Raw genomic sequence first — 24,052 nt, forward strand, 5'->3', positions numbered from 1 at the left:
TCCTCAGTACATGTTCGGAAGAATGAGAATGGGCATGGCGATATTTCTGTTTCGGGTCATATCCCATGCGCCAGAATTGCGGTCCGCAAATACTTTGTTGTAGGCTGACCTGACGCTACCGCCTGACATGACGACGCCTTTGGTTCTGATATTTCCCCATCCACCAATCATTCGTACCTGAACGCCGGTATAGACTATCTGGCAGAACCCGCCGCCAATATCCTGGAAAGCATCGGTGATCTGAATTTGTCGGTCATATACAAAGGGGCGTTTCAGCGTGGAGAATGTCACCTGGCCTGCGGCGTTGGTCATTGTGATGCCGTCGCCCCCGACAGGTGCGGTCTGATTGAATATCACCAGGTCAATCGTCGCCGTTCCGGCCACGTCGTCCCGTCCTGTGTAGGAAATATCGCGCACGATGATATTGCCGCCATCAACCCCCACCGACACATTCGGGTTATCCCATTTGCCAAAAGGAATACCGCTCACCGGAAGCGGCGCACTACCGTTAACCGTAATGCGTCCGGAATAAGCGCAGGTCATCAGCGCGGCCTGATTGGATATAGCAGTGAAGTCAGTTGAGTTTGAAACCAGTAATCCTTCGTTATAAGTGGCGGCTGGCAGCAGCTCCATGACATAACCTGACCAGTCTGGAGTAAGGGCTTTACCCCCGATTGTCTCAGCGCCAATGATGACACCGGCGTCCCCGTTTCTGGTGACCCCCGTCATAATGGCCACATCAAATTCAGCAAAGGAATAGATGTAAATGGGATTGGTGGGCACCACGATAACCTGTGATCCTGGAGCTAGCGGTGTATTGACCGGGTACTGCATTGACTGGGATGACCAGCCCGAGAACGTTGTGCAAAAACTGGGGGCACGCAGCCCAGCAGTAATCGCCATCACCGGACGGCCATCGTTATAGTCGATTAATATCCCTTCCGGCATTATGACCACCTCCCGACGACAACCCGTCCACCGCCAGATAAATTGACGGTCAGGCCATTCCCGTTGATGACGACAGTGTTATTGGTGCCATTAAATGCAAACTGGCCACTGTCAGCGTAAAATTTGCCATGTAATTCAGCGTTTCCATTTTTATCAATGCGCCAGCCTGCTGAACCCGCAACGAAGTTATTCGACTGGATAAAATTACCAATTTTGGCATTGGTAATGCTGCCATCCTGAATAAACGCATCGCTGATAAACACCTGACCATTAACAACAGCAAAGGGTGAATACTGCGTATCACCGCTGCCACTCATCAGGACGAACTGGTTGGCGTTAAACCCGACGCGGGTGACTACCGACTTACCCGTTTCCGCCAGCACTGCAATCGACATTCCGGCGTTATACATCACACCGTTAATCCGGACTCCGGTTTTGAGGGTATAAATTGCAGATGCCCCGGAGGCATCAACCACGGCGGTAAGCTTATCCTCCAGCGCAGCCGTTACATCATTGAACTGCGCCTGCACCTGCGTGGACATTTCAGCCATGGCCTTATCCACCTGCGCAATGGTCGTTTTAACCACCAGAATATCCGCGCGCACTTCGCCGTACTGCGCCCACTGGTGTTCCACCGTTCCATGGTTGGCCAGCGCATTCTGCAACGCTGCTTCCAGATTGGTATCAATGTCGCTTGTCAGGCGGTCACCATCGGCAGACGTCAGAAAATCATCGGCAATATCGCCCAGGTAGTCGTCAGCATTCGCGTTGGATTCACCACGAACCCAATGAGTCCAGTCACTCTTGTTGCCGATACGGTCGACCAGACGAGCCCGGTACCAGAACTCCTGCCCAGCCTTCAAACCCAGTTGGGTGTATGTGTGTTGCGGGTAAGGAACTCCAGCAAGCAACAGAGGATTATCCCCGCCACCATTAACTGAATACTGCAGTTCGGTCTGGAGGGTGTCTCCGGTATCAGCCGGGAAGGACCAGTCAACCTGTATACCCCAGTTAATTGCTGTGGTACGCAGACCAATCGGTTTTGGAACATCCCCAGCACGTCCTGTGAGATGAGTCAGGACAGAAGAGGCCCATAGACTGGAAGCACCAGCAGAATTAATGGCACGAACTCGCACAAGATAATCACCAGAGAAAATCCCGGCGACTTCTATATTGCGCAGGCCTGTTTCGGGGATATTGATCCACTCATTATCACCGCGTTTCCACTGTGCCTGATACGCGACAATATCTGCCTGAGGTTTCCCGTTTTTATCTACTGGCGTATCCCAACTCGCAACCATGGTTGCAATACGCTGCCCCTGACGGACCGAGTCGTAGCTACTGATCGTGATATTTGTCGGTTGCCCTACCAGTCCTGTCGGTAACAGACTAATCGGGGGCGTATCCAGTCGGGCGTTGTTATCAACGGCATCGTACTTCGCCCCGTTGTACTCTGCTCCGGTGATACTGTAGGTGTTCTCTTCATCGTTAAATGTCAGATTGGTTACGCGGAAGTACTGGAGGCGCAACTGACCTGCATCGATAACAAAAATGGCATTAGGTTGTGGCTCAGCGGTAAAGGCAGTTGCCAGTATCAGTTGCTGGCCGTTAACAGCCTGAATGGTTCTGCTCTCAACGGTACCGCCCTGAGTACGAATCATCAGCGTATCACCCGCCACCGCGCTGGTGCCCCGGTCAGTGGTCACGGCCTTAAGCCCTGCGTTGTACCCGGTGATACGCCCGCCATAAACGCGCCCTGACAGGCGTTCATCTGCAAACGCAAATACGGTGCCCGGCACGAATACAAAGCCATCAAGTCCGGTCTGAAGCGTGATAATGCGGTCAAGTGAGTTGGAATACACCGCCCATCCGCCACGCCGCTGCGCCTCGCTCTCACGCGTACAACCGATCGCGGTGATTTGCGTCTGCTTAAACTTAAACTGCTTCACCAGTTCCGGGAACATCACTGCGGTGGTGCGGTCCTGGTAGTGGTTATCCGGATCGCTGAAGTTAATCAGCGCTGAGCTATAGCGGTTCTTTTCACTGCCGCTGGAGTACGTTGGCTTACCAACAACAGAAGCTCGAGTGAGTATCTGAAGTTTTGACGTATCAGCTGGCATATCAGAGACAACATTGAACATGTTGTTGCCCCAGAACGTCATGCCGTTAAAACCTGCCGCGATGTCTTTAATCACCTGCCAGGCATCAGCCTGAGCCTGGATATAAACGTCAAACATAAAGCGAGGCTCGGTACCGCTGCCACCCTTACCATCCGGCACTTTCTGGTCGCAACGCTGGGCAATACGGTACAACTCCCATTTATCGAGCATCGCTGGCGTAACCCTGCGACCCAGTCCGAAGCGCGGCTCAGTAAGAATATCGAACCAAATCCACGCCGGGTTGTTACTCCAGGACCATTTGAATGTACCGTCCCAGGTCCCGCTGTACGTTCGCGCAACGGGATCGTAGTTTTGTGGGATGCGGATTACCCGGCCTTTCGGCTTGCAGGATATCTTTGGGATATTGCTGAATGACTTTGCGTTGAATGACACATACAGCAGTGCGGTATGCGGATAACGGAGACGCGCGTCAATCACCTCGGTGATCGCCTGTACCTGCGTTTTGTTCTGGAGAATTTGGCTGGTACTGTCAACAGTATCCCGGACAACCCGAATCTGCCAACCGGTGCTGGCTTTGGGAAGATTAATACGGTGGGTTAGTTCGTAGAGCGAACTGAGCTTTTCTGTGACGGTTTTAGTCATGACTGTCGAGTAAGCCCCACCGTCCACAGCAAGGTCGATATGGTACTGAACCGTTGTGCCGACAATATCCCCATCGTTTTCCTGCTGCTGTAATCCAGGGATACCAATACGTACCAGCACCGCGTCAATCTGGGTGTTACTGATCGCACGAGTCCATGGGGTAACTTTCGTCAGCGATACGCCAATACTTGTTTCATTTTCAACTGCCGGGAAGCCGGGGATTGGTGTCTGAGCCTGAGTACCGGGACGGAAGTCCCAGGTAACGTTCTCAAAGTTCATTGAACCGTCTGCATTTCCCAACGGGGTTCCGTCAAGGAAGATACGGGTCGCATCCAGGCCACCAGCAAACTCACCCTCCCCGAGCGCCAGCAGCATGCGGCAGCGCGCCATTGACTGAGCCGAATCGGGCTGTTCTACAGGCGTGTGCTGCTTCTGGCTGCCACCCTTTGCACCAGTGATCGCTTCCATATTACATCCATAAAAAAAGCACCCAATTGGGTGCTTGATATTCAGAAAGGAGTTTTCAGATGTCTTCTGCGACTATGCCAGCACTGATGATGGCGCCGCCAATCTCGCGCTCACCATAAAGAAGCGCGACCGGGTTACCCATCGCAAGGGTGTTCACCGAGCCACCGAAGGCATATGAGGGTTTATTGTCAGGATCGTCTCGCCCCTGTAGTCCTTTTGGTTGGGGAGACAGCATCTGGTAGATACCGCCAGCCATCATTGATGCACCGGACATTACAAGCCCGGCACCGAATGTCAGGCCAACACCTGTCCAACTAGTCATTGCGCCAATAACAACCCCAGCAACAACCATGACAGCCCCCAGAATGGTCTGAAACATACCCGCCTTTTTCGCCCCTTCCATCACTGGCGCGATGCGAATATCGCTTTCCCCGGATAGCTCCTTAAAATCATCAACTCCGATATTGCGTTTCCCGCGGAACACCGCAAACGTCATACCGTTCTTTTTGGCGTTCATCAGGTAACTTTCCAAACCGTCCAGGTTGATGCAAAGCGCCTTTACCGCCTCAGCTGATGTCTGCACCGCCAGCCTGTGAACACGGCCAAACCGGGCTCCAAGTACACCGTACAATCGAATCGTGGTTAAACGCGCCATGGCTGAATCTCCTGCGGTAGCTCTTTGTGACGGACGCAGATCATCGTCCTGTCTTTGAAATAACCTCGTGCATACGGCGTGATGCAGGATGGTTGCCCGTACAGATGGTGAAGCAGCTCGCCTTCCTCGGTAATGATCCCCGCGTGGTTCCACTTACTGGATTCAACCTGCATGATGACCATACAGCCTGGAGACGGGTCGCATTCGACAAACCCTTCCCGCTCCCAGTTGTCGAAATACAGGTTGTCCGGGTACTGGCTTTCCCACCAAGGGTAGTCGACCCGGAAATCATTCAGCGTTACACCCTGGGTGGCATGCCAGTGCATTATCAGCCCCCAGCAATCGTGCGAGCCAAGGATGAATGGACGGCCAAGTAGCGGGATGGAACCCGGTGTTATCTCAGCATATTCATCACAGTCTGGCGCGTAGACACCCCAGACCACACCGGACTGGTTGCACTGCTGCCGGTCAAGGTCTGATGGGATAGCTCTGGCACCATCACCTGGGTGCGAATGAATCACGCGGATAATAGTGCCGATGTCTTCAGCATTCGCCCACTGCTCAGCATCAATGCGGAAATGCTCTATCGGATTATCGTGACTATTCGGTACCGGGAAGTAACGCTGACGCCGTCCTGACTGAATGACAAAGCCGCAGCACTCGCGTGGCGATTCCTCCAGAGCATGTTTCCGGATGGCATTCATTATCGTTTTGTTCATTTTGAAGTCCGGTTATCGGGAGAAGAGAACAGTTGCCGGGAACCCGCCAAAATCAAGAATAGCAGCGTTTGGCTCAGCCAGCCCCGATCCAAAGCGCTTGCGGCAATCGCTCAGGCAGCCGCCGCATACATCCAGCGCAGGGTCAGCGACCGCATTCCCCTTCGCATCAAAATATGCTGTTCCATTGTAGGTGCAGCCGTCACCGCTTCGGTACTGGCCGCGCAGCGCCCACTCGCACAGCGATGTAATTTGACGGGTGGGAATAACCAGGTTCTGCAAATCCGCTGGGCTACTCAACGCCCACGTCACCACTTCATCATCTTCAGAGGTTTTGGTGTCCAGCCAGAAGGTCTGGAGCGTGAACATTGACGAATCAGCTGTAGGGTTTACGCCACCAGGGTAATTCACAGCATCGAGATAAACCGCATAGGTATCGATAATGCTCGCTTTGGCGTTAACCATATCCTTAAATTGGAGGCACAGCGCCGTGATATGACCGTCGAGGTTGGAAACGCTAAGAGACGGCTCCGCCGCCTGGTCTGTTGATAGCTCCAGGCCTGAAACCTGAAACGGCCAAAAATCGTAGGTATTGCCACCGAAGAAGATAGGCTTGGGTCCGAGCTTTTGTTCATCTCCATTGGCAGCATCAATTTCTTCCGGCGTATGGGGGAAAGGTGCGTAGTGGAAACGGTGGATACCACCACTGAACTCTGAGGCGTCAACTTCAACCAGGCGGACTCTGCCACCTGGTGCCAGCATCGCCGCCTGATCGACTAATGCCATTATGCATACACCCCATAAGCCCGTTTGATAGTGAATGTCAGCTCAGCGAATTTGCTGCTGATCTGATTTTTCCGCACAGAATCTGCGACTACACGGTAAAGCCCCTTCTCTTCTCCCGGCGGCGTGATGATGAAAGCTTTCACGGTATGAGCGAGGAGAAAATCACGAATCCTGTCCACTTCCGACTCGTTGCCCGTGTGCTTCATAGGGACCTGAATAGCCGTGGAGTTAATACCGTTATCGGCCACTTGCTCATAGCCATCGCCGAACTGCGCCGCGCGCACCGCCTGGCTGTACTCAATCGCGCCAGCACCGAGCTGCGAGCGCCAGCTATATGTTTCAACTGCCATATTTGCTCCATAAAAAAAGCCACCCGAAGGTGGCTACTGTCTGAATATCAGGATGTTACAAATCAAAATGCCTGGTTATGTTGTGGATTCAGCCCGCCAGTGGTGGGCACTGGCGCATTAATTGCCGACGGTGCGGCTGATGGCCTCGGTATAACAGGAGTTTATGATGAGCTTTAACAAAGAAGACCAGCAGGATGAAGCCTTAGCGTTTTTATTAGCTGTTGCCACTGTCGAATCAGGTGATGCTGGAGCTTTTCGCAAGCGCGTTACTGAGTATATGACGAAGGCCTACGGTGGAGATACATCAAAAATGACGATGCAAGAGCAAGGTCGTGCCGAGGCGGTATCCAAATTGTACGCCAGGGCTGATAACATCTACCATCGCATCAAATAATGCTTTGCCCCGGTTAAGCCGGGGTTTTCAATCCGGCAATTGCCTTACTGGCATATTCTTTGGCGCGTGCTTCGACTTCGGCAAAAGAGCTGCCTGGATTGAAATCCTCCTGATAGATAAACACCAGTTCATGAGGCGCATTGATTTGCTCCAGCTTGCAAACTGTAATTTTGGTTCTGACAGTCTTTATCATTTTAATTTCTAAATCTGGATCGAAGCTTACAGATTCAAATCGCGAACCCATTTCAGGGAATCCTACAGTCATTTCCATAACGTTCTCCTGCCTCTCGGCTACAGATATAAAAAAGCCCCGCGTATGCGAGGCTTGTTGGGCTATAGGCCCGGGAGGTCTTGGTTAGTGGTTAAAATGCGGTTGGGTAAATCCCAAATTCTGAACCAGAGCCGTAACCTATCCTGTAAGTTAATACCTTACCTTCGATTACTTTACCTGCCTGCTCACTCATTCCCCCACCACACATTCCTTTTGGCCACGCGCTGAAGATGTGATCCCCCAAGGTGGGGTAGATTGTGATTTTTTGTTCAGGGTCAAGATCGGCAACTTCACGCCCATCGACATAAACCCTCGTCAAACAAGCACTCCCCACATAACCAGAGTCACGTTTAATCACAACCTCCCCGGTGCCAGCCTTTTTCGTGAAGAGAGTGTTATCAAGAATTTGTTTCGCTGGCGCTGGCTTAGCCTGCTCAGTTGAAATTGGCTTGGTGGCACACCCAACCAAAGCGATAATACCCATAACCAAAATAAGTTTCTTCATGTCCCTATCTTCCCTCGGTGAAAGCTCGGACTAATCCTAACAGTATTCGGTCAACGGCAAAACCCGGCGAAACTGGCTACCTGCCTTTACTGAAGTTATAGATCATGCCGCCTGGCTTAAGGTGCTTCTGGATAACCTGCAACGCAGCGTTCTGCATTTCATCAGCAAGGGCACGGCCCATAGCATCACCTGAGCTGGAAGACTGAACAGTTGCAGAACCACCAGCATCAACGTTAACGGTGGTATTAATAACCGGAGCCATACCGCCACCGCCCTGGGCACGCACTCCCAGCCGCCCTGCTGAATCTTTAGCTAACGGCATAATAGCTTCCGGCCCTGCCTCTCCAAAGACACCGCCCTTCGCAAACTTCGATGCGCCCTGGAAAGTAAAATACTGGGGAGAGTCGTATACCCCATTAACGTACTTACTGAGCCCGGGCGAATCATAAACACCGCCTTTAGCGTTAAAAGTTAGGCCAGCGGCAGCGTTCGCGTAAGATCCCCCTGGTGTGCTCCCGCCTTTGCTGCCACCGCTTATCCAGCCCATCGCGGCCTGTACTGTATAGGCCACTATAAGTTGGTTGGTTATCTCGAGGATCATCTTGAGCATAGATTTGCCGAACTCTTTAACTGACGCGGTGCCAGTTGTCATAAGCTCAGTCAGCATGTTGCTCAAGCCGGTCAGCGTGGAACTGGCAACATTCTTAACGGCGTCGTAAGTGTTCGTGGCCGCATCCAGATATTCATTCCAGCCAGCAACAGCCCCTGCCTTCCAGTCGCCCCGTAATTTGTCCTCTTCGGCATAATATTTCCTGAGAGCTGCCAGTTCTTTTTCATACCCGGCACCCTCAAGCTTACCGCCACCGTTGAGCCAGCCCTGGCGAAGCTGCGCCTCTTCCATCATGCGCTGCGTTTGCCGACTGCTGAGGCCTGCACTATCACGCAATGCATCGGTTTTTTCCGACATCTGCGTGACGTATTTATTCGCCTGCTGCGCCAGGCCGTTAATCTTCTGCTGCGCCTCTACTTCCTTGTTCTTCTGATCAACCACCTTGGCGGCGTTCAGAATCGCCTCACGGCTCGACAGTAAAGATTTTTCCTGAGCAGTCAGCGCGCGGGTTTTGGCTGCCTCATCCAATTCAGCGAATCGAGATTGCTGTTTACTGAACTCGGTGTTTTTAGCGTGGGTTTCTCCTGTTTGTCGGAGGGTCTCGAGCATTTCAGTTAACGTTCTGGCCTGGGCGCGATAGTTCTCCAGGGTGCGATCGCCAGCTTCCAGAGTGGCTTTCGCCTCTTTGGTCTTTTTGTCTGAGTCCTGAGCAAGCTTCGAAACAGCATCCTTAGTTTGCCGATCAACTGAGCCTGTGCCTTTTACACCACCAGAACCATTCTTCGCTTCCTCCTCCCATTGCCACTGGGATTTACTGAGATTAGCAATGTGCTTATTGTACTCAGCTGTAAGCTGAGTATATTCCTTGCTTGCAGCCTTTCTGCTCTCGGCAACGCTCTCAGCGAGCCCATCAAACCCCATGGATTTGATGAGAGCTTCCCCGCCCGGTAGTTTGTTAGCAATATCCGTGAAACCGGTAATCATCCCCCCCATAATTTCAAGGGAGACCTCTTTCATCTTGACGAAAAGGGCTTCAAACGAAGTGCTCAATAACTTGAACACCTCGATAACCTGATTGCCCCAAGCCCGCACAGTAATTCCGATCTGGCCGAAAGTGTCAGAGGCGAATGCTTTTAGCCCAGTCCATGCTTTGCCAATATTGTCCGTTGCCTCAATAGTCTCCTGTGCGCGTTTTTCCATGATGCCAGCAAACAGGTTAATGGCTTCAGTAACAGCCGCCTGCTCACCCTTCTGCTTACGAAGCTGGATGATGTGCTTAATCATGGCCTCATCAACGAAACCATATTGCTCATTGAGGCTGGCCAGCCCTTTAACCGGGTCGCTGACAATCTTGCCGAAGTCGGCCATTGCCGTTTTGGTATCGTTTCCGGCCTTACCCATGAGGGTGATGGTCGTTGCGATCTGCTTCATCTGACTGGCGGTATATTTACCAGTATCGTTCAGCGTAACCAGCGTATCGACGGTGGAACTGATCGATGTATTCGTATTACCGGCCACCTCTTCGGCAGCCTGATTGAGCTGCTGCATTGAGGAGAAACCAGCGCCACCCATCATGATGACCGAACGAGCTACCTGGTCGAATTGCTCTGATGAATTGTATGCCGCGGCAGCCAGCAGGCCGATCGTACCAATCAGACCAGCAAGTGCGATCGTGGTTGGGTTAATCATCCCAGCCATGCTGCGGATGTATTCGCCGACGCCGGATAGCGCCCCCTGAACCGAGCCGAACTGGTCTTTAATCTGTCCGCCCTGTTGCAGCAGGATCAGGAACGGCGACTGACCACCAGCCAGTTGAGTAGCAATATCGGTGAACTGAGCAGGCAGCGTACGCATCGCTGCGCTGTACTGGCCTACAGAGATACCGGCACGGCGTGCTGCGGCTTCCTGCCGCGATAACGCCTCAGGCAGAACATCAGCCACGCCGTTGAGTCGCTCACGTGTCTGGTTCAGGATGGTGTTGAAGTGCTCGAATTGAGCGCTATTGATGCGCCCTGATTCGAAGTGCGCCACCAGCTGTGCATGCTGCTCATCCAGTGAGTTGAATGCGCGGATCGTCGGGTCAATGGAACCCAGCAGGTTTTTCAGCGCAGCGGACTGTTTCTCAGCGGCCTGAGTCGCTGCCAGTTCGGCTTGTGCCCTGGCAGCAGCTTCGCCGGTATCCGTCAGCTTTAGCCGCGTATCGTCGAGGATTTTGTTGTAGTGCTGAAAATCATCGGTATCCAGGAAGCCTTTGGTCTGGAAGTTACGCAGGGCGGCCTGCTGTTCATCCAGCCGGTTAAGCGCCTTGTTTACCGGGTCGATATTCTCCAGCAGGCCTTTCAGCGCCACCTGCTGCTCTTTGATACCTTCGCTGCCCTGCTTCGCAGACTCAGCACCAGCGCGGAATACGCTGTTGAGGTCATCAGCTTTGCCTACGGCACCCGCCGCGGCTTCACCGAGTTTATCCAGTTCATTGCTGGCTGTTTTCAGATCGGATACGTCAGCACGCAATGTGATCGAGGCGATTTGGTCACTCATCAGGCCGTCTCCTTATGCATCACTTTGAGAGCCTCGCTTTCCATGATTCGAATATCAGCCATGCAGGCCGCCGCATCCTCAACCCCGTGCAACTTAAACACCCAGGGGAGAACGTTGTAATCAAGACCGGTCGCACCGCCCGCGCCGACGCGCCATTGGGTCGCCAGTGCGGAGAAGACGGTAAAGGCCTCCCATACGGATGGCAGGATCCCTACCTCTTCCTCCACGTCCTCAGGCGTTAAACCAAAAGCGGCTAACTCCGCGAGCGTCGGTCCCGGTGTATACAACGCTGCGGCGACCTGCCTCAGTTTTTTTCGCGCAGTCCCATCAGCTCTTTGGTGTATGCCAGCCCGATGCTGTCGAACGCGCGAGGATAGTTCTTTAGCAGGACGATCACGTTATCTCGGTTGAACTCATCCGGCAGTGCCCAGCCTTCGACAATTTCCATGAGGTAATCGGCCTGCGGCTCAATAGCATCCTTTTTACCTTCAGCGGCCTTTTGCAGCTTCTCGTCCATGGAGCGCAGCTCTTCCAGCGTCTTATGGCGGAAAGTGAAGGTCAGCTTGCCGTCTTCGGCGCCAGCGCGTGGGATGCTGGCAGTAACGGAAAAAGTTGGGTTCGGGATCAGGGAGAATTTGGTCATTTGTTTATCTCGGTAAGGCCCGGATTACCGGGCCAGATTAATCAAGTAATGCTGACGGTGCATCCGGCAGAAGTGAGCGTCTTCCCTGCGGCGTCGGTAACTTCACAGGTATACACCCCAGCATCAGAAGACTGAGCGGACGGAATGTTGAGCGTGGATGCGGTTTTGCCCGGAATGGCTGTGCCGTCTTTCTTCCACACATAGGTGTACGGCGCGGAACCACCCTGCATGACCACCGACAGATCCAGAGCTGCATTAGCAGCAACAGACTTGGTTGCTGGCAGGTCAGTCAGGAACGCCAGAGGTGTAGCGGAGGAGTCAGCGATCGGGTAAATCTGCATATCCGATTCGAAGTTCATGCGCGCTTCATTACTTTCAACAGCGTTGATTTCAGTACGTGGTACACGCTGGAACGATACTTTGGCGGAGTAATAACGATCTGCTTTGCCGCGCGGATTATGGAACCAGACCGCCGTGGTGTCGCTGGAGTCATCCAGGTCGATGAGACGTTTATAAATCGCCAACTGCGGGTCATGCGCGAAGGTGTAGACCTGTACCACTGCGTTTTTGAAAGTCGGGATGGTACGGGCCTTATCATCCTCCAGGAACTGGACACTGATAGTCTGCTGGTCGCCGCCTTCAGTGGACAGCGTCATGACCTGCGGCATGGTGATCCACGAATCGATTTTACGCAGCGTGCCTGCGCCGGTGCCCGCCGGGAATTTCTTGGTATCGGTGGTATCAAACGCTTCCAGCACGATTTTCGTACCGGTTACTGACTTGACACGCACCACCATGTTGTCAAGCTTCAGCCATCCTGAATTAACCTGAACAACATCGCCCGCGAGGATGCCAGCCGCAGAGGCAACGGTCAGTTCGCATTCCGTCGCATTGGATGCCGCAGTGAAGACAATCGGCGCAAGATACGCCTTGGCCACGTTAACACGCGACCCGTTAGGGATTGCGAATGCCATAGCACTCTCCTGAATTTAGGTAATAAAAAACCCGCCATATGGCGGGTCAGTAGTCAGCGCGGTACTGCATGCTGACGGGAATGGTGTAGGTTATGGAGCCGCTGCTGCCGTTTGGTGCAGAGGTCGGACGGTCCGGTATTGGTGAACGAATCTGTGGCGGCCCGTTGATGTAAGTCGTGAGGTCACCATCCACCAGCGGTAGCCCTTCGGGGAAAGCGTCAGCGATGGACTGAGCCAGTCCTCTGGCCTGAGTCACGCCGCTACCCGCCGGAGCGATGATGTTGAGTTGGAGAATGCCCTGATAGGTTCGCAGCTGGCCTTCAAGATCCTGCCCTACAGTTTGCGCCGGTAAAACATAAACGCGTCCGTAGGGCGCATTATCAGGTGGAGTGAACGCGATGTTAGGCCAGGCAACTGGCAGCCCGAGCGAAGAGCAGATTGCCGCAACGCGACCTTCCAGCAGGTCAGCGATCCGCATTGACTGGTCACAGGCCATTGCGCACCTCGCTCATTGCTTCACGAAACAACTGTGCAGCGTCCAGCGCAGTTATGCCAACCATGCCGCCAGGAGCCTGTCCAGAATGCCCATTCTCCAGAGCTACGGCATAAGGCAGGTTATTGGTGAAGTAAATCGAGCTGACCTGTCCTACCCGGAACACCTCGAGCACTGCCAGACCGCGGGAGTTGGAACCCTGGCCGGAAGCGTCCGGTGTATCGTTGGATTGGGTCGGCTGACTATCAAATCCCACGTACCAGTTATTTTTGAAACGGCCTCCAACATACCCATCAGGCTTTTTGATATCCATCGAGTCATTAACACGCAGCCCGCGCTTAAGTCGCCCTGACTTTGTGAGGTTGTCCGGGTCATCACGCAAAGCCGCGTTATGTTCACGAACCGCAGTGTTGTACGAGGTTGCCGTCTGGTTCATCTGCCAGATATCCGGCTGCCCGACGGGCGATATATCCACCAGCCGCCCAAGTATTTTGATACCTGTCCGGCGCACCACATGGTCTATGTCCTCCTTTGAGCCATCGACGAACAGCTGAATAGCAGCCAGGAACGGCTGATTAGCAGTGTCAGCCATAGTTACGCCCTCAACTGGATGTTGTACGAGATAAGCACGTCGGCAGGCTTAACCGGGTTCGGCTGCACCACACGCCATTTTTTACCGTCAATTTCAATGCGGTCATCGATACGCACCTCCGTTTCGAATGTGGCTGCCAGCTTCCTATCGCCAGTGGCGATCAGGGAGCCATCGATTTCGCGGGAGGAGTATTCAGTGATAACGCCGGTGACGGTCGCGGTAATGGCCGGGTTGGTGACCTCTTTGCCAAACTGGTCTCGGATTGTGCCGCCGCCGCGGGTCAGCGGGTAGGTCCTTCCGTTCTCGGTCAGCAGTCGTGTCGCAGTTGCACGCATACGGAGGTAGTTAATTGCCATATCAGCCCCTTTCGATACGGATCTGATTGCCACCCACCACCAGCCCGCGCAGCGAGGAATAGAACCAGGGGAATGACGGAGAGGCCTTATTCGTTCCCGGCTCATACTGAACTGTTACCGCACCCTCGACGCGCTCCATCGTCACCGCCCCACCGCCAGCGACCGACGGGGTGAGGTCAATCTCCTGCGACTCGATAGCCAGGCGGCACTGCGCATCGACCAGCCGTTGTGGGATAGCATCATCCGGCAGGTCAACGCCATCAAAGCGCACGCCCGTTCGCGGCCACGACAGCGGCTGCGATGTGCTGGAGCGCTGGCCCCGCCAGGCCTTCCCTTCCAGAAAGTCCATTGCCTGCATCAGAATCTGGCCGCACTCATCATCTGCAGGAATGCTATATCCGCGCCCGGCGGCAAATGCCCGCAGGTCTGACACGCTGGCGTAGCTGTTGAAGTCTGGAGAGTGGGGATCGGCAACCAGCATGTTTATTCCTCCAGACGCCAGTCCAGCGCCAGCCAGTTATCCACTTCATCATGATGAACATCTGCGCGCAGCGGGCCGCCAGGGAATTCTGGGGTGTCACGTACCATGACCACCAGCTCAATACCCTGCTGTTCCTGCTGCTGTTCCTGCTGCTGTTCCTGCTGCTGTTCCTGCTGCTGTTCCTGCTGTTGTTCCTGCTGCTGTTCCTGCTGCTGTTCCTGCTGCGCAGGATTTTTATCAGCGGCCTGCTGAGCTGCAAGCTTTTCCGCTTCACGCTGAGCGCGCTGTTCTCTGGTTAATCCGGCCATTGGGCCTCCTGAAAAACAAAGGGGCCGAAGCCCCCTGGGTTAACCCATGATGATGGCGGAATGACGTGGCGCCACAGCAGCCACACCCCATGCCAGGCCCACTTCATAACGCACCTGACGGTACTGGCGGTACAGCGCCACCTGGAAGGTGATGCCAGATACCGGGTCGGTCACATTCATGACGTCATCAGCAGTATCGCCACCTTCAGGCATCGCCGGGGTACGGCTGGCCAGCAGGAACGCCCCGCGGTCAAACGCCATGTTCGGCACGAACTCGCTCAACACGGTGACATCAGCCTGATCTGCCAGATCCTGACGGAGGCCCGGCGCGCTAATAGTGATAGTGGAAGACGTAGCCGCAACGACCAGATACTGGTTGTCATCACCGGCGAACTTCACCGCAGTACCAGCAGCAATACCGCCGGTGCCGGCAGAGATAGCGATGATGATATCGCCCTCTTTCTTCGCGCCATTGACCTTATAGCCAGCAGCAGCGCTTTTCGCGGTACGCTTGATGCTGAAGGATTCGTGGAGGTTGAAGCCCATGATGCGACCGATAACACCTTCACGCAGCAGCTGGTCGGTTCCCGCTTCGTTCGCTTTGAAGAGTACAGCCTGTTTACCACGGATGGATGCCATCGCTTCGCCACCCAGCACCATACGCAAATCAGTAGTCGGCGCACCGTTATCGGTCAGGATTTGACGCGCCAACGCAGCATCAGTCAGATCGTCTTTGATGCTGAACGGGGTATTCTTCGGCGCGCCAACAGCGCGGGAGGAGTTGAGGTACAGCGCAGCGAGGTCTGCATCCACTTCGTTCGCCAGCGCACGGAAAGCCTGCTTGAACTGGTCAGCCAGGATGGTGTTGTAGGTACCAGCCGGGCCCAGAGCCAATTGCTCTTCACCATTCCATTTCACCGGGGCCATTTTGGATTTGGTGATTTTGACATCCACACCACCGATGGTCTGGTCGCCAGAATTAGGCGCTGAAGGACCAGGGACAATATCTTCAGTGGTGGCTGCAGGTGCGACTGGCGCACGTACGGTCTGGTCTTTTGCAGCAGCATCAGCTTTCGCGTCACGCGCCACCGCAGGAATAAAACCAGTTTGCTCGCGGGACACTACGTCCAGCGCGGTATAGATGGTCGGGATCAGACCAGTAAGGGTATTGCCTGCCATTTATGGCTCCTTTCGATTTAATCAACGATGCTGACGCCGTCTTTCAGCGCTGCTTGCTTGCCAGCGTTATCCAGGGAATCAAACGCACCGCGTTTCATGGTTTTTTGCCCGGACTGGTGCTGCGACTGGTGAGAACCGCCGCCGCTGTTACCGGACGCTTTGAGGATGTAATCTTTCTGCGGATGCGACTCGACCAGAGACTCCAGGGCCTCATCAAAGCTGGCTAACTCGCCGGGCTTGGCGCGTGAGAACACCTTATTGCCCTGGCCGTCGTAGGCCACAACCTTCCCTTCTTCGATTTTGAAGTTCTGACCGAAGTAGGAACGAACGAACTCAGTCGGGATCGCCATCTTCTCGGAAATGAACTTAGAGCCACCAAAGCGGCCGCCGATCATCTCGTCGTAGAGTTGAGTTTCCAGCTGCTGGGTCTTGCCGTTCGCTTCGTCCAGCTGCTGTTGGAAAACTTTGGTGATCTCCGCCTTTACCTGGTCAACAGCACCAGCATCGATCAGTTTTTTCTGGTCGATTTTGGTCATCATTTCCAGAGCTTCGAGCGCCTTGGCCGGGTCGGTGATGCCAGAGAATTTCGCGAGATTGGCTTCCGCCGCTTCCTTCGCTTCACGGTGAGTTTTCGCCTCGCCATTCAGAGAGGTGATTTTGGTCATCGCTGCGACCGCATCGAACGGGATTTCTTTGCCGTCATCATGGATGTACACAGGCATACCGTTTTCAACGACCACATTTCCGTTAGCATCAAGTTTCAGTTTCATTGTTTTTGCTCCAGCCTTCCGGCCATACGTAATGGGTCATCCGACCCGGGCACCGCGTCGCATCCGCTTAGCGGCAGGCATAAAAAAAGCTGCCCGGAGGCAGCCTGTTAGATAAATTCGATTGTAATTTCGCCGCGTAGCTTGCGGGAGTAAACCTCACTCCGCTTTCGTTTATGTATCCGCAGCGGGTGTGGATGAATGCATGCAACACCTCGCTTAACGTCCGCCCAAACGCAGCTCTTTACCTCATTGCCATTTACAAACACCTTTCGTCTGCCACGGCCATCGCCCACGCAGTGAAAATCATCATTACGCATACCCTATCCCTCAAATGCCGACGCATCCACGCGGCGCAGTTCGTCCAGGGTAAGGAACTCCCCGGCATCGTTGAACATCTCCGGTACGGTGATTTTGCCGTCACGCAGCATCTGGGCTCGAGTAACGCCCAGCACCTGTTCCTGCCGCGCGTAAGGCTGCCTCGCAAGCCATTCGGCATAGCCGGTATGTGCTGGCACCTGTCCGTCCATTGAGGCGCGCGTGGCGCTGCTCAGCTCGCCTGAGGCTATTTGCATTTCATCCCACGATTTAGTGATCAGGATTTCGCAAGAGCGGCAGCAAAAGTGGATTTTGCCGGGGCCGCGCAGATACGGAATTGCATGGCCCAGCGGCTTGCCATCGAGCGAGTAGAGTTTGCGGTCGCGGATGATGCACCACTGGCTAGTGTGGGTGTCCAGAGTCGAAGACCACTGTTTGGCCTTCACGATATCGCTATTGGCTTGTGCAAACTCCTGGCGCGCCGTTGCTGCCATATGGTTCACTGCGGTGCGGGCAACAACAGCAAGGTCACGACGTGAGGCATTGATAACCCCGTCTTGGCGGTTAAGTTGCGGCGTGCCGGCGACGCGTTTCACTATCTGCTCGACCGTCTCGCCCTGGAGGAAACCGGAGCGCACAGCACTGGTAATTTTTTCCAACCGATCCGATTCGAGTTTCTGCCCCCACTCCTTCAGCAATCGCCCCTGGAAGGGCTGCGCCACTGCCGCAGCGTAAACCTGCTCGGGTGCGATGCTCTGGAGCGGAACATGCTGGAGAATCTGCTTGGGTATGATGCTGCTGAACAGGTCCAGCTGATACCCGGCTTCATATTCAACGTAGCGCGTCAGCTCACGCGTCAGCGCAGCGTTAACCGGTTCGTAGGCCTCTGCGTTGAGGTCACGCACACCAGCGAGCAGCGACGCCAGGCGGCGGGCGCTGTACGTATCAGCTCGCTTGCCGTCCAGCAACATCAGCAATTTGGCAGCCAGGTCAGTATCCATTCTGTTCAGCAACGCAACCATGCGCCGAGCGACACCGGTGCCGTAGCGCGTCACATAAAGGCCATGCGCTATGGTCTCGTCCTGGAGGCGATCGTTTACGGAGCGGGCCATGTCACACCTCGTCCAGTGGTGGCTCGGTCAGTGAAGCGGATTCAGTAAGCAACTCGCTCAGCACTTTGTCCGGATCGGCATCCGGGTCAATCAGGTTGAGCTTCTGAAGCGCCTTTATCGCATCGACACGACGAAGGTCACCACCCTGGCGCAGGGACTGAATGGCCAGTGCCGCTGGAGGATTGAACTCTTTCGACTCAACATCCAGTTCGGTGCGGACATCGACATTGCCACCTTCGGATTCGCCGATGTACTCAGCCATGATTTGCAGGATGTTGTCGATCGCATCTTCCAGGCTGGTTGCCATGGTGTAGAGCGGTGACTGCTCCTGCATCTTCTCCTCTGAGGTCTGGTCAACAGACTTGGTTGAGGTGTTGTCAGTGCGCAGCAGTTTCGCGCCTGCCTGGCGCATCTGCTCCACGAGGTCAGCCAGCGACTCTTTGCCAGCACCGATAGAGGAGCCTGTGTGCTCAACGTACTCGAGGCCCTGTTTCTGCCGATCATCGAATGAGGTCGCGGAGGAGGAACCAATCACCAGCTCTTCTCCCTGCGCCAGACCGAACACGGTAAGTATCGGCACCCGGGCGACGTGCAGGATGTTGTCCTGCTCGCTCTGGCTCTGCCAGTGTTTGACGTTCAGCAGCGCCATGTTGAGCAGCGGCGGTGAACCGCACATAAAGCCGGTGCGCTTGGTGTAGAGCGTGACCAGGGTGATATCGCGACGGGAGGTTTGCCATTCGTCGTGTAACGCCCAGGTGGCCTTCCCCTCTGCACCGGTAGACTTCCGGTAAATCTGCACCTTGCCCGGCGTCAGGAGGCGGATCTGTTCGACTTTCGTCTGCCCGAAGTCGTCACCGTCTTCGACCACCACCTCTTTGATGCGCAGCGCAGTGAGTTGCACCTTGCCGCCGAACATCGTCGACTTCCAGCCAATTACCTGTCGGGGATTAAGCATCGTGACGTATGGCCGTGCGCCAGTAGCTTTCTCGTCAGCCTTAGTCTTCACCTGTTCGGCATCTATCCGGGGATAATCCACCAGCGCATGGGATAGTCCATACTGCATCGCCAGGCCGAAGAATGACTGAGCCCAGACATCTAGGCGCGTTCCCTCTAGGTCGATGTTCTTCGCAAACTCGCGAAGTTGATCCGGAACGTTCTCGGCCAGCTTAATCGGCTCGGCAAATACTCGCCCGATGTTTTGCTTAATGGTCTCTTCGTAAGCGGGCAAAAGCGTGGCCACGGAAAGGCGTTTTTTGTAGTCCTCTTTGTTTTCTTTCGGCCAACGCGGGAGATATGCCTCGCCCAGTTGTCGCATATAGAGCGTGCCGCCCATCAGGGCATCGTTGATATCCCACGCCTCGACCATGTTCCCATAGTCCAGATTGGGTGTTGAGATGTCAGGCATGGAGTTACATCCGTAGTTGAGTGACTTTTCCGGTGGGCTTGATGATCGGGAATTGCTTCACGATGAAATAACCACCAGCGTCGTTTGGGTGATCGTTGTCGGCTGATTTATCCGGCTCGCCGTTTGCCGCCCATACCTGCTGTTCAAGGCTGTCTGTATAGACCTGGCAGCGAGCGACGTTAACTTTGTAGCGGCGCTCACCGTTGCCGTTGCAGAACATGGCATTCATGGAGTTAATGCGATCCTTTACCGGCGGGTTAGCGGCGTTCACCACCACGCTGAATCCGGCCTGCTTGAGCTGAGCAATATCGGTGGCGCTGGCGTTATTGGACTTGCGTGAATCGCCGGAAGCATCCGGATAGATGTAAATCTGCCTGGAGGCAACATAGCGCCCACCCTCGTAGCGCCAGAACTCTTCCTGGATACGCTTTATCATGGCCGGCGTGTCATAAACTTTTATTAATTCGCGTACCGCGCGCGGCTCGCCATTGCGAAGGACGTGGACGATGGCCGCCATTTTGCCAACGTTAAAGTCCATGCCGATATAGAGCGGTTCGCCTGCCTGTTCTTCATCAGAACAGTTATTCAGACGTCGATCGAACTGGTGATAGATGGTGCCGCTGGTCAGGTTGGTGAAGCGCCCCCTCAGATACGCCTTAATCAATTCCGGCGGGTAGGAATTCATCAGCGAAGGAATGTAATCCGTGGGCAGGTTCTTCGCGTTGTCGAACGTGCTGGCCTGAATCAGACCGTACAGGGCCGAGAGCTCTGGCTTTTCACGTACTGCCTTCACGAATTGCTGGTAAACGAATTTAAACCCTTCCGGCGTGGTTGTGACGTCAATACCGTTACGCAACCCATCAACTTTGTAACGCATACGGGCGATGATTTTTCGCCATGCTTGCTGCGCTTTGGCAGCCGCCATGACATCCAACTCATCCACCATCGCGTTACCGATTTTGAAACCAACTATCGAGCCGGGCTTCTCCATCGAGCGGCAAATTGTCGTGCCGCGGAACCGTCGTCCCTCGTAGAAGTGAACCTCTTTGTTTCCCTCATTGATTTTGACGCTCAGCCCCCAGTCAAAGGCCACCTCTTCGATCGTCGGGTAGAAGATGTCACGAATCTGCGGGTACGTCGGCGCGAAATAACCCTGGTTGATTTTTGGGTGTTCCCACATCCCTTTGCAGATGCCGCCACAACCCACCCACGTTTTACCGGAACCGAACCCGGCAACGTAGGCTTTAAACTTGTGCTCCATCGCGAGGAAGCGAGCCTGTGGGATGTTAAGTGTCGGGCTGATCCCCATCTTCTTCCCTCGCATCCACTACGTTGATATTGATCTGCACTGGTGTTGGTTCGTCATCATCACCATCACAGGACAGCTCTTTGCGGAGTTTCTCAATCTCCAGCTGTCGGCGGTCGATTTCGATTTGCTGGAGGCGCTGCGCGAATTCGCTATCGGCCAGACCAAGGCGCTTCATGACCGCTTCGTACATCCGCTCGCGGCTTATAGCTGTTATCTCAACACCATTCTTACCCAGCTTCACACCGGAATAAGCCAGAGCAGCATCAGGGGAGAGTTTCCGGGTGTCAGCAAAATATAGCTGGCCTATCCCATCGCCATTGCAGCGCGGACAGGCAGGATTTGGCTCCCGGTTGTGGTCGTAGCCATAACCTCCGACGTCTACCGGCTCTTTGCCCTTCCGCTCAAGGGCTTTAAGCCGTTGCTCCTCGAACTCCACCATATCACGCCACTGATAGTGATGACCGAAGCCCCAGCAGTAACGGCATGCGCCACGACGATACTGTGAAAGCTGGTTTGCATCGAAGGTGGCGAGCTGCCACATCTGCGCGAGGACCTCATCGGCACTGCCAAGCGTGCGCGCAATGGAGGCTTTCTGCTGCTGCGCAATGGCCTGTGCAACTGAAGTTTTCTTAAGGAGTTGATAGCCGATTTGTTCAGCTGATTTTTTACTGTAGCCCGCCCGGATAGCTGCCTGTGTGGCATTACCATCCTTCAGGTACTCCGCGACAAATAAGCGCTGCTGAGCGGTAAGTCCATCATCGTCCACCAGCTCTTCTGCGCTTTTATCTTTCTGCGCAGTGCGCATTTTTTTATGCGCAGGTTTTTGCGCAGTTTGCGCAGTAGTTTTTTTGATATATCGGCGGGCGGTAGCGTAATTCAGTCCCTGCGCTTCACACCATTCCTTTGGTGATACGCCGGTTGCGGCATGTTCGGACAGGAACCGTTGCTGAAGCTCGCTCCAGTCCGGTTTTGCCATAAATACCTCTGGATAGTTCCGTTAAACAAGGCGATAATAATCATTCAAATCAATGAGGTACTCACGATAGAAAATGCCTTGCTTATCGGTGAGTGCCATTTAATGACATGTGGGAGATACCGAATGGGCAGTGGGAATGGGTTCACTCCATTAGTAAAAACATTGACAGAAAATAAAGATGTATTTGCTGACATTGCTGACGCGTCCCTGGAAGCTGCTGAAGCAATTCCTGTATTCGGATGGGCTGTTAAAGCTTGGAACGTAAAAAATACGTATCAGGCAACGAAGCTTTATCGTAACACCCAAGCATTTATTGAAAGTACCTCAATAACAGATGCTCAGCGATTCATTGACCGTTTTAGTACTGATGACGAAAAAAGCGAGCTATGTGATAGTGTAATTCAGGTCCTGATTGATTCAGAGAAACCCTTTAAAGCCCGACTTGCCTCTAAGCTTTTAAATTCGATTTACGACGGTAAAATAGCAGTAGCGGATGCAAATGAATTATTACTTATTATTTTCAATGCCTCTTTACCAGCATTGAAGGCTCTGGATCTCTTTTTCCGTACAAACCCACAAGGTTATGCATCCACCAGAAGTCCAGATGCCATGACTCTCAGCCCACTGCTTATGTCGATGGGAATTATTCATGTGCATGGAACTATGACGAGAGTTACCCAACTTGGACAATCACTCCATCAACACGCATTTGCATAAAGAGATTGCGCTTATTGAACCGCTCTGGAACTCTCAATTTCCCGTACCCCTGCAAGTTGGTTATTAGCCTTCTCAATGGTAGCTAGCAGCGGGTTAATCCACAGAACAGCCTGACAATACGTTATTGAGCTGGTGGCAGTGGTGCTACCACCGGCTGCGTCAGCGTTCCCGGTATCGGCGTGCATTGCGCTGGCACGTAAACGGTTCGCGTAGTTGAGCAACCCACTAGAGACATCAGCAGGAACAGGCAGATCACAGGTCTTTTCACGTCGGAGAATCTCCCGGTATTCGATGACGGTCTTTTCGGTACCGGCATCTATCAGTGAGTTAAGGCGATTGGCGTTCTCGGCCACCTGGTTAAACCGGTTGAAGTTGAAAGCCTGAGTAGTTATTACCGTCGCCTGTAGTGCGTTGTCACTTCGCAGTACCCGGTTATTACTCTCGGACGTGGTCAGGGCTGCATTGCTACGCGCCAGCAGCACACACAGCACCGCGATGAAGATGATAGCCGCCACCCCAACAACAACGATGCTTCTGTTCACTGGTCTATCCCCCAGCACGTCATCGCGCTTTCCTGATCTCGTCGCTCTACCTGCCCATAGCAGCCATTTTTCTGGCCTTTGGTCAGACGACAGTCGCGGCCACCGTCTTTAACCCACCAGCGAATCGCCTCACATGCGCCTTTACGGTCGCCAGCATTTATTCGCTTATAGAACGTAGACGGGAAACATTTCCCGGGGCCAATGTTGTAAGGGCAGAAAGAAGCGATACCAGCTTTCTGCGGCTCGGTCAGCGGAACTTTTATATTTCGCTCAACCCACGCCAGTGCCTTATCACGCTCAATGGCGTTTACCTGAGCGCATTTTTCAGCAGACAGCTTCATGCCCTGAACTACTGGCTTGCCATCAACCATCGTGGCGCCACGGCAAATCGTCCAGAGCCCACCGCCGTCTCGATACGCCTGCTCGCTATTACCCTCCTTCTCATCCAGAAACTGATCGAGAATCACGGGCGCTGAAGCCCCCGCAAGAATTAAACCAACGACCGCTGCACTCAGTTTATTCTTCAGCTTTGGTGGCATAGCCATTGCGCCGATCCTCCCGTTCTTTCCAGCGGAAATACCAGTTCACTGCACAGGTGATAACGGTGCATGCGATACCGACAATAATTGCCCAGTCGCTCAGGCTTAACCCTGCAATTCTGTCGGCCAACATCCAGGACACCTCTTTTGCTGTTTTAGCTGTTTCGGCATATGCCTTCGCTGATACACCGCAGCCGGTCAGCGTGGTTCCTGTTCCATATGAAAGTCTGCTGTAAATGGTGCCCATTCTGGTCATAGCCTCACCTCCGATTTTTCGGATGGCGCTGTGTGTGATGAAAAGGTCAGGCTTCACGGGCTGGATTTATCAACAAAGCACG

Annotated in this window: 28 protein-coding genes; 2 read left to right on the forward strand and 26 right to left on the reverse strand. The window is 54.0% G+C overall.

Annotation, left to right across the window (positions count from 1 at the left end; translation table 11 throughout):
- Window positions 1-3: 3 nt before the first annotated feature.
- Genes OGV57_RS07140 through OGV57_RS07165 form a run of 6 tightly spaced genes read right to left on the reverse strand, consistent with a single transcriptional unit; the run spans window position 4 to window position 6,685 of the window.
- On the reverse strand, window positions 4-948 hold the full coding sequence (locus tag OGV57_RS07140) for a DUF6453 family protein (protein ID WP_286530891.1): 945 nt from the start codon (window positions 946-948) through the stop codon (window positions 4-6).
- Entirely contained in the window at window positions 948-4,178 is a 3,231-nt protein-coding gene (locus tag OGV57_RS07145; RefSeq protein WP_286530893.1) for a TipJ family phage tail tip protein, read from the reverse strand. The genes OGV57_RS07140 and OGV57_RS07145 overlap by 1 nt, the downstream gene beginning before the upstream one ends.
- A gap of 55 nt (window positions 4,179-4,233) precedes the next feature.
- Complete coding sequence (locus tag OGV57_RS07150) at window positions 4,234-4,833, reverse strand: tail assembly protein (RefSeq protein WP_038641010.1); 600 nt, start codon at window positions 4,831-4,833, stop codon at window positions 4,234-4,236.
- Window positions 4,821-5,552 (reverse strand): C40 family peptidase, encoded by a 732-nt coding sequence (locus OGV57_RS07155; protein ID WP_153983766.1) that lies wholly within the window; start codon window positions 5,550-5,552, stop codon window positions 4,821-4,823. The genes OGV57_RS07150 and OGV57_RS07155 overlap by 13 nt, the downstream gene beginning before the upstream one ends.
- A gap of 12 nt (window positions 5,553-5,564) precedes the next feature.
- A complete protein-coding gene (locus OGV57_RS07160) occupies window positions 5,565-6,335 on the reverse strand; it encodes a phage minor tail protein L (RefSeq protein ID WP_286530896.1) in 771 nt (256 codons plus the stop codon).
- Window positions 6,335-6,685, reverse strand: coding sequence for a phage tail protein (locus OGV57_RS07165; RefSeq protein WP_192468592.1), 351 nt, complete (start codon window positions 6,683-6,685; stop codon window positions 6,335-6,337). The genes OGV57_RS07160 and OGV57_RS07165 overlap by 1 nt, the downstream gene beginning before the upstream one ends.
- Before the next feature lie 166 nt (window positions 6,686-6,851).
- On the opposite strand from OGV57_RS07165, the gene OGV57_RS07170 reads away from it, so the two are divergent.
- A complete protein-coding gene (locus OGV57_RS07170; protein WP_045357003.1) occupies window positions 6,852-7,079 on the forward strand; it encodes a hypothetical protein in 228 nt (75 codons plus the stop codon).
- Between the two features lie 13 nt (window positions 7,080-7,092).
- Here OGV57_RS07170 and OGV57_RS07175 read toward each other — a convergent pair whose 3' ends face one another.
- The 17 genes from OGV57_RS07175 to OGV57_RS07255 form a co-directional block, all read right to left on the reverse strand.
- A complete protein-coding gene (locus OGV57_RS07175; protein ID WP_045357007.1) occupies window positions 7,093-7,350 on the reverse strand; it encodes a hypothetical protein in 258 nt (85 codons plus the stop codon).
- Between the two features lie 91 nt (window positions 7,351-7,441).
- A complete protein-coding gene (locus OGV57_RS07180; RefSeq protein ID WP_045626278.1) occupies window positions 7,442-7,855 on the reverse strand; it encodes a lipoprotein in 414 nt (137 codons plus the stop codon).
- 76 nt (window positions 7,856-7,931) lie between these two features.
- Window positions 7,932-11,003: a phage tail tape measure protein gene (locus OGV57_RS07185; protein ID WP_286530900.1), complete on the reverse strand. Its 3,072-nt coding sequence runs from the start codon at window positions 11,001-11,003 to the stop codon at window positions 7,932-7,934.
- On the reverse strand, window positions 11,003-11,290 hold the full coding sequence (locus OGV57_RS07190) for a DUF1799 domain-containing protein (protein WP_065944826.1): 288 nt from the start codon (window positions 11,288-11,290) through the stop codon (window positions 11,003-11,005). The genes OGV57_RS07185 and OGV57_RS07190 overlap by 1 nt, the downstream gene beginning before the upstream one ends.
- 17 nt (window positions 11,291-11,307) lie before the next feature.
- Window positions 11,308-11,646, reverse strand: a complete 339-nt coding sequence (locus tag OGV57_RS07195; protein ID WP_065944825.1) for a phage tail assembly chaperone — start codon at window positions 11,644-11,646, stop codon at window positions 11,308-11,310.
- Window positions 11,647-11,687: 41 nt separating this feature from the next.
- Window positions 11,688-12,620 carry a phage tail tube protein gene (locus OGV57_RS07200; protein ID WP_065944824.1) on the reverse strand — a complete coding sequence of 311 codons (933 nt, stop codon included), beginning with the start codon at window positions 12,618-12,620 and terminating at the stop codon, window positions 11,688-11,690.
- Between the two features lie 46 nt (window positions 12,621-12,666).
- Window positions 12,667-13,116, reverse strand: a complete 450-nt coding sequence (locus OGV57_RS07205) for a DUF4128 domain-containing protein (protein ID WP_286530903.1) — start codon at window positions 13,114-13,116, stop codon at window positions 12,667-12,669.
- On the reverse strand, window positions 13,106-13,705 hold the full coding sequence (locus OGV57_RS07210) for a hypothetical protein (protein ID WP_286530905.1): 600 nt from the start codon (window positions 13,703-13,705) through the stop codon (window positions 13,106-13,108). The genes OGV57_RS07205 and OGV57_RS07210 overlap by 11 nt, the downstream gene beginning before the upstream one ends.
- 2 nt (window positions 13,706-13,707) lie before the next feature.
- Window positions 13,708-14,061 (reverse strand): hypothetical protein, encoded by a 354-nt coding sequence (locus tag OGV57_RS07215; RefSeq protein ID WP_286530907.1) that lies wholly within the window; start codon window positions 14,059-14,061, stop codon window positions 13,708-13,710.
- A gap of 1 nt (window position 14,062) precedes the next feature.
- Complete coding sequence (locus OGV57_RS07220) at window positions 14,063-14,542, reverse strand: DnaT-like ssDNA-binding protein (RefSeq protein ID WP_286530909.1); 480 nt, start codon at window positions 14,540-14,542, stop codon at window positions 14,063-14,065.
- Window positions 14,543-14,544: 2 nt separating this feature from the next.
- Window positions 14,545-14,850, reverse strand: a complete 306-nt coding sequence (locus OGV57_RS07225) for a hypothetical protein (RefSeq protein ID WP_286530911.1) — start codon at window positions 14,848-14,850, stop codon at window positions 14,545-14,547.
- 39 nt (window positions 14,851-14,889) lie between these two features.
- Window positions 14,890-16,029, reverse strand: a complete 1,140-nt coding sequence (locus OGV57_RS07230) for a major capsid protein (RefSeq protein WP_016156686.1) — start codon at window positions 16,027-16,029, stop codon at window positions 14,890-14,892.
- 17 nt (window positions 16,030-16,046) lie between these two features.
- Window positions 16,047-16,799 carry a DUF6651 domain-containing protein gene (locus OGV57_RS07235; protein WP_153983762.1) on the reverse strand — a complete coding sequence of 251 codons (753 nt, stop codon included), beginning with the start codon at window positions 16,797-16,799 and terminating at the stop codon, window positions 16,047-16,049.
- Window positions 16,800-17,119: 320 nt separating this feature from the next.
- Complete coding sequence (locus OGV57_RS07240) at window positions 17,120-18,226, reverse strand: phage minor head protein (RefSeq protein WP_286530914.1); 1,107 nt, start codon at window positions 18,224-18,226, stop codon at window positions 17,120-17,122.
- 1 nt (window position 18,227) lies between these two features.
- The gene (locus OGV57_RS07245) at window positions 18,228-19,631 is read right to left on the reverse strand and encodes a DUF4055 domain-containing protein (RefSeq protein WP_286530915.1); all 1,404 of its coding nucleotides are present in this window, start codon (window positions 19,629-19,631) and stop codon (window positions 18,228-18,230) included.
- Window positions 19,632-19,635: 4 nt separating this feature from the next.
- Window positions 19,636-20,940: a terminase large subunit domain-containing protein gene (locus OGV57_RS07250; RefSeq protein WP_286530917.1), complete on the reverse strand. Its 1,305-nt coding sequence runs from the start codon at window positions 20,938-20,940 to the stop codon at window positions 19,636-19,638.
- Complete coding sequence (locus tag OGV57_RS07255; RefSeq protein WP_286530919.1) at window positions 20,918-21,916, reverse strand: terminase small subunit; 999 nt, start codon at window positions 21,914-21,916, stop codon at window positions 20,918-20,920. Before OGV57_RS07255 ends, OGV57_RS07250 begins: the two co-directional genes overlap by 23 nt.
- Window positions 21,917-22,039: 123 nt before the next feature.
- Between OGV57_RS07255 and OGV57_RS07260 the strand changes: the two genes are divergently transcribed.
- A complete protein-coding gene (locus tag OGV57_RS07260) occupies window positions 22,040-22,633 on the forward strand; it encodes a hypothetical protein (RefSeq protein WP_127674227.1) in 594 nt (197 codons plus the stop codon).
- Between the two features lie 11 nt (window positions 22,634-22,644).
- Here the strand turns inward: OGV57_RS07260 and OGV57_RS07265 are convergent, their stop codons facing one another.
- From OGV57_RS07265 to OGV57_RS07275, 3 genes are read right to left on the reverse strand one after another with little or no spacing between them, the layout of a single operon-like run.
- Window positions 22,645-23,175: a hypothetical protein gene (locus OGV57_RS07265; RefSeq protein ID WP_127674226.1), complete on the reverse strand. Its 531-nt coding sequence runs from the start codon at window positions 23,173-23,175 to the stop codon at window positions 22,645-22,647.
- Window positions 23,172-23,720 carry a lysozyme gene (locus OGV57_RS07270; protein ID WP_286530923.1) on the reverse strand — a complete coding sequence of 183 codons (549 nt, stop codon included), beginning with the start codon at window positions 23,718-23,720 and terminating at the stop codon, window positions 23,172-23,174. The genes OGV57_RS07265 and OGV57_RS07270 overlap by 4 nt, the downstream gene beginning before the upstream one ends.
- Window positions 23,692-23,970, reverse strand: a complete 279-nt coding sequence (locus OGV57_RS07275; RefSeq protein WP_230127276.1) for a phage holin — start codon at window positions 23,968-23,970, stop codon at window positions 23,692-23,694. Before OGV57_RS07275 ends, OGV57_RS07270 begins: the two co-directional genes overlap by 29 nt.
- Window positions 23,971-24,052: the final 82 nt, after the last annotated feature.

The organism is Citrobacter sp. Cf087, assembly GCF_030334285.1.
Lineage (GTDB): Bacteria > Pseudomonadota > Gammaproteobacteria > Enterobacterales > Enterobacteriaceae > Citrobacter > Citrobacter freundii.